Annotated in this window: 10 protein-coding genes; 4 read left to right on the top strand and 6 right to left on the bottom strand. The window is 64.3% G+C overall.

Annotation, left to right across the window (positions count from 1 at the left end; translation table 11 throughout):
• Positions 1-62: 62 nt before the first annotated feature.
• Positions 63-1,310: an MdtA/MuxA family multidrug efflux RND transporter periplasmic adaptor subunit gene (locus ACBR42_RS03225; protein ID WP_371207268.1), complete on the bottom strand. Its 1,248-nt coding sequence runs from the start codon at positions 1,308-1,310 to the stop codon at positions 63-65.
• A 175-nt stretch (positions 1,311-1,485) separates the two neighbouring features.
• On the bottom strand, positions 1,486-2,961 hold the full coding sequence (locus ACBR42_RS03220) for an MFS transporter (protein ID WP_371207267.1): 1,476 nt from the start codon (positions 2,959-2,961) through the stop codon (positions 1,486-1,488).
• Positions 2,962-3,070: 109 nt separating this feature from the next.
• Here ACBR42_RS03220 and ACBR42_RS03215 point away from each other — a divergent pair, with 109 nt between their 5' ends.
• The 4 genes from ACBR42_RS03215 to ACBR42_RS03200 all read left to right on the top strand — a co-directional run bounded on the left by ACBR42_RS03215 (position 3,071) and on the right by ACBR42_RS03200 (position 6,618).
• Positions 3,071-3,373, top strand: a complete 303-nt coding sequence (locus tag ACBR42_RS03215) for a CsbD family protein (protein ID WP_102323190.1) — start codon at positions 3,071-3,073, stop codon at positions 3,371-3,373.
• Between the two features lie 157 nt (positions 3,374-3,530).
• The gene (locus ACBR42_RS03210; RefSeq protein ID WP_371207265.1) at positions 3,531-4,184 is read left to right on the top strand and encodes a ribonuclease HII; all 654 of its coding nucleotides are present in this window, start codon (positions 3,531-3,533) and stop codon (positions 4,182-4,184) included.
• Positions 4,185-4,191: 7 nt separating this feature from the next.
• Positions 4,192-5,295 carry a site-specific DNA-methyltransferase gene (locus ACBR42_RS03205; protein WP_110546546.1) on the top strand — a complete coding sequence of 368 codons (1,104 nt, stop codon included), beginning with the start codon at positions 4,192-4,194 and terminating at the stop codon, positions 5,293-5,295.
• Between the two features lie 45 nt (positions 5,296-5,340).
• Positions 5,341-6,618 carry a DNA adenine methylase gene (locus ACBR42_RS03200; protein ID WP_371207264.1) on the top strand — a complete coding sequence of 426 codons (1,278 nt, stop codon included), beginning with the start codon at positions 5,341-5,343 and terminating at the stop codon, positions 6,616-6,618.
• A gap of 138 nt (positions 6,619-6,756) precedes the next feature.
• Here ACBR42_RS03200 and ACBR42_RS03195 read toward each other — a convergent pair whose 3' ends face one another.
• The 4 genes from ACBR42_RS03195 to ACBR42_RS03180 form a co-directional block, all read right to left on the bottom strand.
• The gene (locus tag ACBR42_RS03195) at positions 6,757-7,347 is read right to left on the bottom strand and encodes a hypothetical protein (RefSeq protein WP_102323193.1); all 591 of its coding nucleotides are present in this window, start codon (positions 7,345-7,347) and stop codon (positions 6,757-6,759) included.
• 114 nt (positions 7,348-7,461) lie between these two features.
• Positions 7,462-9,606, bottom strand: a complete 2,145-nt coding sequence (locus tag ACBR42_RS03190) for a VWA domain-containing protein (protein ID WP_371207263.1) — start codon at positions 9,604-9,606, stop codon at positions 7,462-7,464.
• Positions 9,603-12,329, bottom strand: a complete 2,727-nt coding sequence (locus ACBR42_RS03185) for a DUF4159 domain-containing protein (protein ID WP_371207262.1) — start codon at positions 12,327-12,329, stop codon at positions 9,603-9,605. The genes ACBR42_RS03190 and ACBR42_RS03185 overlap by 4 nt, the downstream gene beginning before the upstream one ends.
• A complete protein-coding gene (locus ACBR42_RS03180; protein WP_371207261.1) occupies positions 12,326-13,327 on the bottom strand; it encodes a DUF58 domain-containing protein in 1,002 nt (333 codons plus the stop codon). Before ACBR42_RS03180 ends, ACBR42_RS03185 begins: the two co-directional genes overlap by 4 nt.

The raw sequence follows: 13,327 nt of genomic DNA, 5'->3' as shown, positions 1-13,327 counted from the left end.
CTCCGGCGGCAGGCAGGGCAGTCGTTCAGTCGGGGGGAGGATGGGCGTGGATACGCGCACGTCTAGCCCTTCTGCCCCTGCGGGGCGCCGGTGGCCGGTGTGGCTGTGGCATCGCCCGGCTGCGGGATGGAGACTTTTACGCCATCGCGCAGGTGGTCGACCCCGTCGGTCACGACGCGCTCGCCTTCCTTCACGCCGTCCGTCACCACGGTCATGGAATCACTGGCATGGCCGACCTTGACGTTGCGGACCTCCACAGTGCTGTCGGCGCGCACGACATATACGAACTGGCCGTTCGGGCCGGTCTGCAACGCATTGGTCGGCACCAGCAGCACATCATGATCTGTATTGACCAGCAGGCGCGCATTGACGAACTGGTTGGGGAACAGCTCTTCCTGCGAATTGGGGAAGATGGCGCGCATGCGCACCGTGCCGGTCGATGTGTCGATCTGGCTGTCCAGCACGCTGACCTGCCCGGTCGCGATATGGGTAAGGTTGCTGCTGTCCCACGCATCGACGGGCAGCGGCGTGCCCGTGCGCAGGCGGGCGGCCACCGGCCCGATGTCATTTTCCGGCAGGGTGAAGATGACCGAGATCGGCTGCATCTGCGTCAGGATCACCAGCCCGTTGGTCTGGCCGGCCGTGATGTAATTGCCCATGTCCACCTGACGGATGCCCACACGGCCATCCACCGGGGCCAGGATGTGGCAGTAGGTGATCTGCAGCTTTTCGTTGTCCACCAGCGCCTGATCGGCCTTTACGGTGCCTTCAAGCTGTTCGACCTTGTACTGCTGGTCTTTCGCCGTCATCGCGGCGACGCTGTTCTGGCGGATCAGGCGCTGATAGCGGGCATTGTCCACGCGGGCGGCGGCAAGCTGGGCCTGATCCTGCTCAAGCTGGCCCTGATACTGGGCCAGCAGGACTTCATACGGGCGGGTATCGATCAGGGCCAGAAGGTCGCCCTTGTGCACGTGCTGCCCTTCGGTGAACAGGACCTGCATGAGATAGCCATCAATACGCGACTGCACCGTCACGTTGGTGATCGGCACCACCGTGCCCAGTTCCGTCAGGATCACGGGCATGTCGCCCTTGCCCACGGTTGCGACCGCAACCGGCTGGTCGCCCGTGCGTGCGTGTTTGGTCGTGGTGGTGTGGGGGCGCAGGAATGCGACGGCAAGGACGACCGCCAGCGCCCCGCCGGCCAGATAGATCAGCCGGCGGCCATGGCGTGGCCGGGGCGCGGGGGGCGTGCTGTCCGCATGGGGCGTACTGTTCGTCGGCGGAGTGGTCGAGGAGGAAGATGTAGCCATGCGGTCGGTTTTCTGCCTGCTATCGTGGGGGCGTCCAGTCTGAACAAACCGGGCCATGTGGAGGACTGTGGTTTCAGATCGACTTTGTCAGAAGGTTAACATGGGGGTGAGGTGTACGAAGTTATTGAATGTAACATCATAAAGACATGGCGGAATGTAAAAACCACCTAATGTTTCAAGGCCGGTCCTTTTTTCCGTCCGTTCCGTCATGACCGCTTACGGCAGCCCCCGCATTGGCTGAAAGCCGCAGCAGGACGGGCAGCGCCATTATCGCAATCACGCCACACACCACGAATGTAAGGCTGTAATCCGCTGCCTGCCACCGCACAGGCAGCGCCACCTGACCGAAGGCCAGGCAGCCCGCGGCGACGCATATGCCCAGCGTCAGCATCACCTGCTGGCAGGTGGCATACAGGCTGGTCGCGGCACTCATCCGCGCGGGCGCCATGTCGGCATAGGCCACGGTGTTGTAACCCGTGTAAAGAAGGGTCTGCCCCACGCCGTTCAGGCCCAGCAGGACCAGCAGCCAGACCAGTGGCGCACCGGGCCGGAACAGGGCAAGCAGCAGGCAGATGCACGGTAGTACAAGGCTGGTCGCGCACATGACCGTGCGGAACCCGCGCCCCCGATAGATGCCCGGCGCGGCAAAGCGCATGGCCAGCGCGCCAACCGGCGCGATGAAGGTGATCAGCCCGCTTTGCGCCGCGCTGATGCCAAAACGTGTCTGGAGCAGGGAAGGGATAAGGAAGATGACCCCTGCCGTCGCGATGCGCGTCAGTCCCCCCGCAATGACCGAAACGCGGAAAGTGGAAACCCGCAGCAGGGTCAGGTCAAGCACCGGATGGGTCATGCCCCGCGCATGGCGCACATACGCCACCCCGCCAAGAGGCGCCAGCAGCAGCAGGCCAACGGCCAGCGGGCGCGGAAAGCCCGGGCGGGTCAGCATTTCCATGCCAAATATCAGCCCCGCCAGCGCGGTGCTGGACAGGATATTTCCCCGCAGGTCAAAGGGCGGTGGCGCACTGGCGCGAAAATGGGGAATGAACCGTCCCGTAAGGGCGATCGCCACCAGCCCCAGTGGAATGTTGATGTAGAAGATCCATCGCCATGACAGGTACGTGGTCAGGAAACCGCCCAGAACGGGGCCGGACATGGGGCCGATGGTCGCGGGCAGCATGACCCATGCCATGACCGACAGCAGTTCCGATTTCGGCACGCTGCGCAGGATCACAAGCCGCCCCACCGGCACCATCATCGCACCACCCGCCCCCTGCACCAGCCGCGCCAGCGCCAGTACCGGCAGGCTGGACGACCATGCGCACAGCAGCGATCCGGACAGGAACAGCATGATGGCGCAGCGTAGCGTGGTCCGGCTGCCAAAGCGTTCCGCCATATGGCCCGATGCGGGAATGAGGGCTGCAAGGCCAAGCATGTACAGCGTCAGCGCGATGCTGGTCTGGGGAATATCGACGTGGAAGTCGCCCGCCATGGCGGGCAGCGCGGTGATCAGGGCCGTGCCGTCAAGCTGTTCCATCATCATGAGGCTGGCCACGATCAGCGCCATGAGGCGCTTGCGGGTAGTGGACAGCGGCGGCGCCATGTTCGGGGGCGGTGGGGGGAATGTGGAGGAGGCGGTCGTCAAGGGGGGCATGATGATGCATGATAGCCGGTACGGAACCGTATGCGCCATTGCTGCGTTATAGGTCGATGTTGCCCACCCGTGCTGTTATTGGGCCGGGCCATTTATTGGAGTGTAAATTATGTCGGAAGACAAACCGAATACTGTCGAAACCAAGGCTTCGGGCGTTGTGGAAGAAGGTGTCGGTCGGCTGAAGGATGCCGCGGGCGGCCTGACGGGCGATATGGGGCTTCAGGCCGAAGGCAAGGTCGATCAGCTCGCGGGCATGGCCCGGCAGGAATTTGCCGACCTGTACGAAGAAAATGAAGGCCGCGTGGAACGCGCCGTGACCTTCGTGCGGGAGCGTCCGCTGTTTTCGCTGGGTATCGCGGCGGCTGTCGGTACCGTTCTGGGCTTTCTTTTCTTCCCCCGTCGCAAGGGCTGAAACCGCCCCGAGTCGTTTTTTTTCATTTTAAGGGACTCGATGAGTCCACAGCATCTTGCGCAACCCCACATAAAAATGGTTTCCATCCTTTCAGAACGGAAATCGGATGCGAATCGGGCACTTACAGTCCGATTCGCATTCGGGCGGGAAGGAATGGATGCCGGATTACACGCTTGAGGATGCGCATGGGGGGCTGGTCGCCGGGGTGGACGAGGTCGGTCGCGGCCCGCTGGCCGGCCCCGTTGTCGCGGCGGCGGTAATATTCTCCTCCGGTGTTCCCGACGTGCTGGCCGAGCGGCTTGACGATTCAAAAAAGCTCCGGCCCGCCATGCGGCAGAAGCTATACGATATCCTCCATGCCACGCCCGACGCCCTGATCGGGGTGGGGGCCGCCTCTGTCGCCGAAATCGAACAGCATAACATCCTGCGCGCTTCATGGATCGCCATGCAGCGTGCCGTCACGCGCCTGCCGCGCCAGCCAGAACTGGTGCTGGTCGATGGAAACGCCGCACCCGCCTTCGGGTGTCCGGCGCAATGCGTCGTGGGCGGGGATGCGATCAGCCTGTCCATCTCGGCCGCGTCCGTCGTGGCCAAGGTTGTTCGTGACCGGTTGATGACACGGCTTGCACGGCGCTGGCCCAGCTATGGCTGGGACTGCAACGCGGGCTATGGCACGGCCATCCACCGCGCGGCCCTGATGGCCGATGGCGTCAGCCCGCATCACCGTGCGGCGTTCGGTACGGTGCGCCGCATCGTGCAGGCATCCGTTTCCCCTTTTTCACACCCTAGCGCGGAGCAGCCATCATGCTGAACAATTCATGAGCGGTGCGGTTATGATGGAATTGCCCCTGGATCAGGTGCTGCGGGGGGACTGTGTCGAGATGATGCAGACGCTTCCGGCCGGTTCGATCGACTGCGTGTTCGCTGATCCGCCCTATAACCTTCAGTTGCGTGGCGAACTGCGCCGTCCCGACGATAGCGTGGTCGATGGCGTGGATGACGACTGGGACAAGTTTACCGACCTGCAGGCGTATGATGCCTTCACCCGCGCGTGGCTGACCGAAGCCCGGCGCGTGCTGCGCAAGGATGGCACGATATGGGTGATCGGGTCGTACCATAACATTTTCCGCATCGGCGCGATTTTGCAGGATCTGGGATTCTGGATCCTCAATGACGTGATCTGGCGTAAATCCAATCCCATGCCCAATTTCCGTGGCCGGCGCTTTACCAATGCGCATGAAACGCTGATCTGGGCCGCGCGTGGTCCCGACAGCCGTTACCGATTCAATTATCAGGCCATGAAGGCGCTGAATGATGATGTGCAGATGCGTTCGGACTGGTACCTGCCGCTGTGCACGGGTGGGGAACGGCTGCGCAATGAACATGGGCTGAAGCTGCATCCGACCCAGAAGCCCGAAAGCCTGCTGCATCGCGTGCTGGTCGCCTCGACCAATGTGGATGATGTGGTGCTTGACCCCTTTACCGGCACGGGCACCACCACGGCCATGGCGCGCAGGCTGCGGCGGCGCTTTATCGGGATCGAACGGCATCCCGACTATGCTGAAGCCGCCATCGGTCGTGCGCGGCGTGAAAAACCCGTGCCGCTGGACAGTGTCCTGACCACGCCTGCGCGGCGTGAAAGTCCGCGCGTGCCCTTTGGCCTGCTGGTTGAACGCGGTATGGTGCCGGCGGGTACCGTGCTTATGGACCGGCAGAAGCGGGTGCGGGCCACGGTCTCGCCCGATGGCACGCTGGTCAGCGGGCATAACCGGGGTTCGATCCATAAAATGGGTGCGACGTTGACGAATGCGCCGTCATGCAATGGATGGACCTTCTGGTATTTCGAGCGTGAAGGTGAACTGGTACAGCTTGACGAATTGCGGGGCGAAATCCGGGCGGAGCAGGCAGCCGTCGCATCCTGAACAGGGGTGGCGACCTGTGGCCATGACGTTACAGGGGAACATGGCATGACCGTGTCGCCCGGCGCCGCCGGGCCGTGTGATGCGTCGCCCGCCGAATGGAACGCGGCGCGGCATTCCGCCCTTGTGACGGATGATTACCTGTTCAGCCAGATCATCCCCTATATCGGCAACAAGCGTAAACTGCTGGGTCTGATCGCGCAGGCCATCGCCGCAACCGGGGAAATACCGCAGCAGGCGGATTTTGTGGACCTGTTTGCGGGTACGGGTGTTGTCTCCCGTCTGGCCAAAAGCCTTGGGTTCCGTGTCCTGACCAATGACTGGGAACCCTATAGCGAATACCTGAATCTCTGCCATATCGGCATGCAGTCAGCCCCCCGCTTTCATGGTGGCCGCGATTATGCTGATGTTATTGCCGAACTTAATGCCCTGCCTGCAACGGAAGGGTGGGTAACCCGGCATTTATGTCCTGATGACGACGTGCATTACGATACGGCGCGCGACAGGATGTTCTACATGCGCAAGAACGGCATGCGCATTGACGCGATCCGTAACCAGATCGCGCAATGGGACCATGCGGGACTGCTGGATGCCGGGCAGAAAGCCTGCCTGCTGGCCCCGTTATTGTACAGTGCCAGTTACAACAGTAATACCAGCGGGTTGTTCAAGGGATTTCACCATGGCTGGGGTGGCCGGACGGGTACCGCACTGTATCGTATCGCCGCTGATCTGTGCCTGCGCCCGGCCTGTTTCATGGATAACGGGCGCGATAACCGCGTGCTGCGCATGGATGCGCAGGCGCTGGCCGCAGAACTGCGCGGGCAGGTGGCGGATGCGGCGATCGCGTATGTGGACCCGCCCTATAACCAGCACCCTTATGGCGCGAATTACCATGTGCTCAATACCATAGCCTTATGGGACCAGCCGGAACTTGCCCCCAAGATCACGGGACGGAACAAGGCAGGGATCAGGCAGGACTGGCGCACGGCACGGCGCAGTCCCTACAACTACCGGGGGCAGGCGCTGGATGCGTATCGACAGCTTCTGCGCGCACTCGATACCCGCTGGATTGCCACCAGTTACAGCACGGACGGCTTCATTCCCCTGACCGACATGCTCCGCGCCAATTGTGAGCGGGGTGATGTTCAGGTGTTTACCCGTAGCTACAAGCGTTACCGGGTCAGCAGCCAGCGCCAGTCACCGCGTCCGATGACGGTCGAATTCATCCTTCTGACCCATACCCGGCGTAACGCCACGCGCACGCCTGACGAAATCATGCACGAAATCACCACGATTGAGGCCAGTCTGGATAACCCTTCGGCCTGATAAGGGGCAGGGAGCCGCCGTATCGGGCAAACCTTTTCCTGGCGGGGCGGGCTTTATGCCCACAAGACCGCTGTGCCCTGCCATGTGGCGCGCCACATGCGCCCGTTACGGTATACCCTGAACGGAGGGGCAGACGTACTAGCTGCCACCAAAACCCAAGAATCCGATGGAAGGCTGGGCATGCCCGCCTGACGCATCGTAACGACGGTCTACCGTGGTGGGCGCATGGCGGGGCATAGTCAGGGGCGGCCCATCGTCTTCCCCCCCTGCATCATTGCTGTCCGTAAAACGGGGGTCGGAATCCGAGAAGGTGCGCATGGACAGCAGCAGAAAGGTGATGTCATTGCGGTTCAGATCGATCGACATATCCAGCGGCGTCTGTCCCAGCACGTTATGGCCGGTCATGTCCGCGCCCCGGTTCAGGGCTTCCTTGGCAGCACCCAGACTGCCACGGTTGATGGCGTCGAACAGCGCATCCGTCGGGTTCATGTCCGAATTGGCGTGGCCGTGTTCTTCCTCACGCGATTCAGCACCGGGCAGCGCCGCGGGCGGGGCGGCGGCTTTCGCGGCGCGTCGGGCTTCGGATTTCTTGGCCGCGTCAGCGGCTTCGGCCTCGGCTTCCGCGTCGTCGGCATCCTGTGCGTAAGCGGCGTGAAGCGGCATGTGCAGCACGGGCAGGCCCGCAAACAGGGCGGCGACAAGAAGATATATACCGGATCTGGAAATCATGTCCTGTCCCGAGAGTGAGCGTCTGGGCCGCCGCGCGGTGTTCCCGCACGGAACCAGACAGAATTGCTCATTAGCGCAAAATGATGGCGGATGCGATATGTAATCATCTTTCCGTCATGAACGGCTTTCCCGCCACCATGCCATAAGCAGCATGGCGATAACGAACAGCCCCACGGCCCATGCGGGCAGGATGGTACGGGCCTGCTGGCCCGATATGCTGTGCGCATTGCGCGCGGGAAAGGCGAAGCGATCGGCGCTTGATGTAACTTTCCCGCCGACCATTACCATCTGTGGCAGCGACGGCTGATCCGCATTATCGCCCAGCCAGTGTACACCCCCGCCCGTTGCCGCCGCCATGGGGGCAAGGATGGAGGCCGTGGCCCGCAGGTCGGCGAACTCGACCGGGTCTTCCGCGCGTGGGGCGGCGAAAGCCTCATGGCCCGCATCATCACGAACGGTCCAGATCCCGTCCTGCTGCGCGGGCAGGCGGGCACGCGCCAGACCCGTGGTGCCCGCAGGTTCCAGTGTGATGGACTGTGTCCTGCCATCGGGGGCCGTGACATGGACGACCGGCGGCGGGCCGGAGGTAATCGAACGCCGGGTAATGGTCATCTGGCCTGCGGATATGCCAGCTTCAAGCTGGTTTTCCTCCAGCTCCGGTTCCTTCATCAGCCAGTGGGAAATCCGGCGCAGCAGTTCCGACTGCGGGCCGCCACCCCCTTCGCCGTGCGACCACAGCCATGCCTGATCGGACAGCAGGAACGCGACACGTCCCTTGCCCGCATGATCCAGCACCAGCAGGGGCTGCCGGTCCGGCCCCGTCATAAGGACTTCGCCACTGGCGGAATCCGTGCGCAGGCTGCGGTACCATGGTCCCCATCCCGGCTGCGTCTCGGCATGTTCGGGGGCGCCGGGCAGGCCGGATGTTACGGGATGGCGCATGCCGGTTTCGGTCAGGTCGGGCCGGAAACGGCGTACGGTCATGCCCTCGTCGGGTGCGACATGGGCGGGCAGGATATCGGACAGGGGGGTGTTCTGTAGCGAACCGGGGGTCAGGAATTCCGGCCCGCCAATCAGCAGCAGCCCGCCACCGGCGCGGATGTGCCGGACGATATTGCGCAGATAGGCTTCGGGCAGGATGCCCCGGTTTTCAAACCCGTCAAGAATGATGAGGTCAAACTGGTCGATCTTCTGCTGGAACAGTTCTTCCACCGGGAAGGCGATCAGCGCCAAGTCGGACAGCGGCGTCCCGTCATCGCGGTCAGGCGGCCGCAGGATGGTGAAATGCACCAGATCGACCGAAGGGTCGGCCTTCAGCAGTCGCCGCCATACCCGTTCCCCCTGATTCGGGGTGCCCGATACCAGCAGGACGCGCAGCCGGTCGCGCACGCCATTGATGCGGATGACATCATGGTTGTTGCGTGTCGAGACCTCGCCGGGCAGTTCGGGGGCGGACAGGCCCACCAGCATTTCACCCGGATGGGTAACGGGCAGGGTGATGTCCTGTGGCTGGCCGATCCGTACGGGGCGGGAGAATGTCGTGCCGTCCCCCTGCGTCAGCGTAAGCTGCGTGGTCGCGCCGCGGGTGGGACTGGCGCCCTGATCGTCAATCTCGACGCGGATGGTCACGTCCTTGCCTACAATGGCGAAAGGCGGGGCCTGCAGCACGCGCAGGTGACGGTCGGTTTCCTCGCCCTTCGCGGTCAGCAGCACATGCAGCGGCAGGACCGTGCGGTGGCCATGCCCGTCATCGGGGTTGAGCGTGTCGGGCAGGCTGGCAGGGACATCATGATCCTCGCCATCCGTAATCAGCACGGCACCCGCAAGGCGGGAGGGCGGGATGTCCGCCGCCGCCTGCTGCAATGCCCCGAACAGGCGCGTGCCGCCATGCTGTGCTTCCCGCAGGGTTACGATACGGGGCACCAGTCCCGGCACGCGGTTCATTTCGGCCTGCACGCGCTCGGCCGCGTTGCGGGCCATGTCGCCACGCCCGCGTTCGGACATGGATGCCGACTGGTCCACGACGATCAGTGCGGTTTCCGGCAGCGGATGCCATGTTTCCGTGATGCGCTGGGGATTATACAGCCACGTGATGACGGCAATGGCCGCCAGCAGCCGCCATATACTGCCGCGCACGCGGCGTATCATGCCGGCAGCAGCCAGCAGCATGACCGCCACCAGCAGCAGATCAAGACACCACGGCGCCACCAGCGGGCTGAAAGTCATCATATGGCGGGACAGATCGGGCATTCCCATCATTCCCCCAGCCGTTTCAGCAGCGCGGGCACATGCACCTGATCGGCCTTGTAGTTACCCGTCAGCGCGTAAATGACGGCATTGACCCCGAACCGGTAGGCCATGACCCGCTGGCTGGCCCCATCTGGCACCGGGGCGTAGGGGTTGTTGCCGCCTTCATCCACGGCCCAGGCATGCGCCCAGTCATTGCTGCCGATAATGACGGGACTGACGCCATCATTGGTGCTGTCGCCTTCCTGCGCCACCCATACGGGCATGCCATCGTAGCGCCCGGGGAAGTCGTGCAGCAGGTAGAAGGTGTGGGCCAGCACGTGATGACTGTCGAGGCGCATGAGCGGCGGCACGTCCAGACCCGCCGTCATCCGGCGCAGTGCTGCCGCCGTGCCGGGGGCCGAACCGGTAAAGCCGCTGGCGTTGTCCGGTGCCGTGGCCGGGTCCTGACCCTGCGTATCGATCATCAGGATGCCGCCATGGCGCATGTAGGTATTCAGTGCTGCCGTGCGCGCGGGCGTGGTGCTGGCACTGGCCGTGACGGGCCAGTAGATCAGCGGATAGTAAGACAGGTCATCATGTTCCGGCACCACGCCGTCCGGGTGGCCCAGCACAGCGGAAGTGCGGGCGTTGACGTAGTCGGACAGGCCCTGAAGCCCCTCTCTGGATACGGTATCGATCTCGCTGTCGCCTGTCGTGATATAGGCCAGCCGGGTTTCCAGCGCGGCTGCGGGCACATCGGGCGGAATATCCGCCGCATGCGCCGGTCCGTGCAGCATGCAGCCCCCCATCAGCAATGCCGCCATGGACCGCCGTGCCAGCCTGCGCCCGCGCTGGTGTATCGTGATGGCCCCGTCAATCAGCAGCAGCACGGTCGCCAGCACCATAAGTAGCGGCCCGATGGCGATGTCGGGCACCTGTCCGCGCAGGTCGGATACGGTTCCGATGGGCCCCTCGGCCACCATGGGTGGGGCCATGTCGCCGGGGTTGAGCGCGCGGCGGCTGTTGCGTGGCCCGTAAAGTCCGGGCGGATGCTCGGGGGAGGGTGCGGTCCGGCCAAATGCGTCGGCCCGCACCGCCTGTACGCCCGCGGGCGGGGAAACCAGCGCACCATCACCATCCAGCACCATATAGGGGGCAAGCAGCGTTGCCCCCGCCGGGGTTTCGATACCTGATGCCTGGTCGATCAGGTGTTGCAGCATACCAACGAACAGGCCCGACAGTGGCAGGTTCGACCATTCCGCCGTGCTGGTGACGTGGAACAGCACGACCTGTCCCGCCCCCAGCGCGGCATGGGTAACGAGTGGCGTGCCATCCGTCAGCCGCGCCCAGCTATGGCTGTCCAGATCGGTGGAAGGCTGTGCCAGAACCTGACGCGAGACGGTGACATCGGCTGGAATATCAAGGTCATGAAACGGGGACGACGCCGGGAAGGGCGCAAGGGCTTCCGGTCTGCTCCATGACATGGTGCCGCCCAGCACGCGTTCGCCGCCCATCAGCGGCACCGGCAGCAGCGCATCCGGGCCTGAAGGGGCGTGGTCGGGCGTATCCGTTCCCTGAATCAGCAGCGGTCCGGCAAAGCGGATCAGCGTGCCACCCGCGCGTACCCATGCTTCAACTTTCCTGCGGCTGTCCGGATTGCCCAGCGTGCCATCGGGCGCGATGATGACCGATAACGGGCGTGAAAGCAGGGTATCCAGATCGCCTTCACGCAGTTCGGCACTCGGCTGCAATGCGCGGCGAAGGTAGAACAGGCTGCCCATGAGCGGCGTATCCGAAGCGGAACTGGCGATCAGCCCCACCGGGCGCTGGCGTTCGCGCTCATCCAGCAGGCGGATGCCCGCAGGCCCCGCCACGCCGTCCAGCGAAAGATGATCGATCTTGCCGCGCATTTCGGCGGGCAGGTCGGGCTTTACATCCACATGGTCCGCGCCCGCTGGCATGCTGACGGGCAGCAGCCCGAGCGTGCCGCCGGTCGGGGTTTCAAGGCGAAGCTGCCAGTTGCGCGGGAAGGCGCGCGGCACGGCGCGGATGCGGGTGGCAAGGCTGCTGTCCCCGCCGGATGGCGCCAGCAGCGTGATGTCCGAATTCGGGAGCTGCATTTCATGCACCGGACCGATCCGCGAAAGTGCGGTGGCGAAACCGGCATCGGCGGAAGTCGCCAGTCCATCGGCGATATACAGGACGGGACCATGCCAGTTCTGCTGCGCAAGCTGTTCCAGTGCGTGTGTCGCGGCCACGCGGTCCACTGGCCATGAACGTGGCAGCATGGGATCAATGATCCCGCGCAGTACGGCGGCCTGCCGGGCGGGTTGCACGGCAGGCGTATCAAGCGCATCGCTGCGCGCGGTCAGCAGCAGGCGAACGGTGTGCCCGGTACGGGACAGATGATCGAGCATGCCATCCAGCGCGCGGAGACGCTGCGGCCATGTGGAGGCCGCAGCCCAGCCATTATCGAGCACGATCAGGCAGTCTGCATCCGCCATACCGGTCTGTCCGCGCGGAAAGATGGGCTGAGCCAGCCCAAGAACCAGCAGCAGCACCGCAAGACAGCGCAACAGAAGCCGCCATAACGGGGCGGAGGTCGCATCCGGCGGCGATGAATCAAGCTGCGCCAGCAGCCGGACGGGCGGAAAGGACTGGGATCTGGGCGCGGGTGGCAGCGCATGCAGCAGCCACCACACTACAGGCAGGGCAACAAGGCCCAGCAACATCCACGGCGCAAGCAGGATCATGGCCTGTTGCCCCCCATGCCCAGCAGCGCGTGCAGCGCCAGCAGCGCCTTTTCAGGCGGCTGGTCGGTCATATAGGGCACCGGCAGGCTGCCCGCCGCCTGACACAGGCCGCGCAGCCGTTCCTGATGACGTTTCCATACCGCTGCATAACCCTGGCGCAGTTCCGGGCCGCCGGTCAGCAGCAGGGCCGATTCCTCCTCCAGTCCGGTAAAGCGGACATGGCCTTCATAGGGCAGGGTCGTCTCCGCCGGGTCGATGATTTCCACCAGCGTGCCAATTGCCTGCCGGGCGGTCAGCGCGCGCAGGAATGTCGTGAACAGGGCTGGGGGATACAGCCCGTCGCCAAACAGCAGCACGCGGCTGCGCGGGGGGATTGCGGCAGGCTGCGGCAGGGTGGCCTCATCCGCCGACCGGCGGAGGGATGCGATCAGGCCATGCGCCATCTGTTCCAGTGCATGCCGTCCCTGCAGCCGCAGGGGCGGGCCGCCACCCGTATCGAGCAGCCGGATATGTTCGCCCCGTCGCAGCAGCATGGCGGCGCTGGCCAGCGCCAGCACGAAGGCGCTTTCGGCCTTGAGTGGCAGCGCGTCATCCGAATGCCATCGCATGGAGGCGCTGTTATCGCACCACAGGCAGATGGTGTGCGGGGTCTGGGCCTCACGCTCACGCACGAAAGCCCTGTCGCCCCGCGCGGACTGCCGCCAGTCGATATGGGTGCTGGGTTCACCGGGTGCCGCGGGCCGGTACTGCCAGAATTCATCCCCCTGTCCGGCCTTGCGGCGCGGATGGGCACCCTGACCGGTATTTTCCGCAATGCGGCGGGCGGTCACGATCAGCGCGGGCAGCCTGCTGGCCAGTGAATCGGCCAGCGCCGTGGCGGAAACCGCATTGCGGGGCAGGAACGTCCCGCCCGTCGCATCCGGCGCTGGCGCGGGCCGTCCGGTAGCCTGCCGGGCGCGACGTGACAGGCGTGAGAGGAAGGACAGGGGAGCAGGCAA

The organism is Komagataeibacter sp. SM21 (assembly GCF_041402665.1).
Taxonomy (GTDB): Bacteria; Pseudomonadota; Alphaproteobacteria; order Acetobacterales; family Acetobacteraceae; genus Komagataeibacter; species Komagataeibacter saccharivorans.
This window is presented reverse-complemented; position numbering and strand designations above follow the sequence as displayed.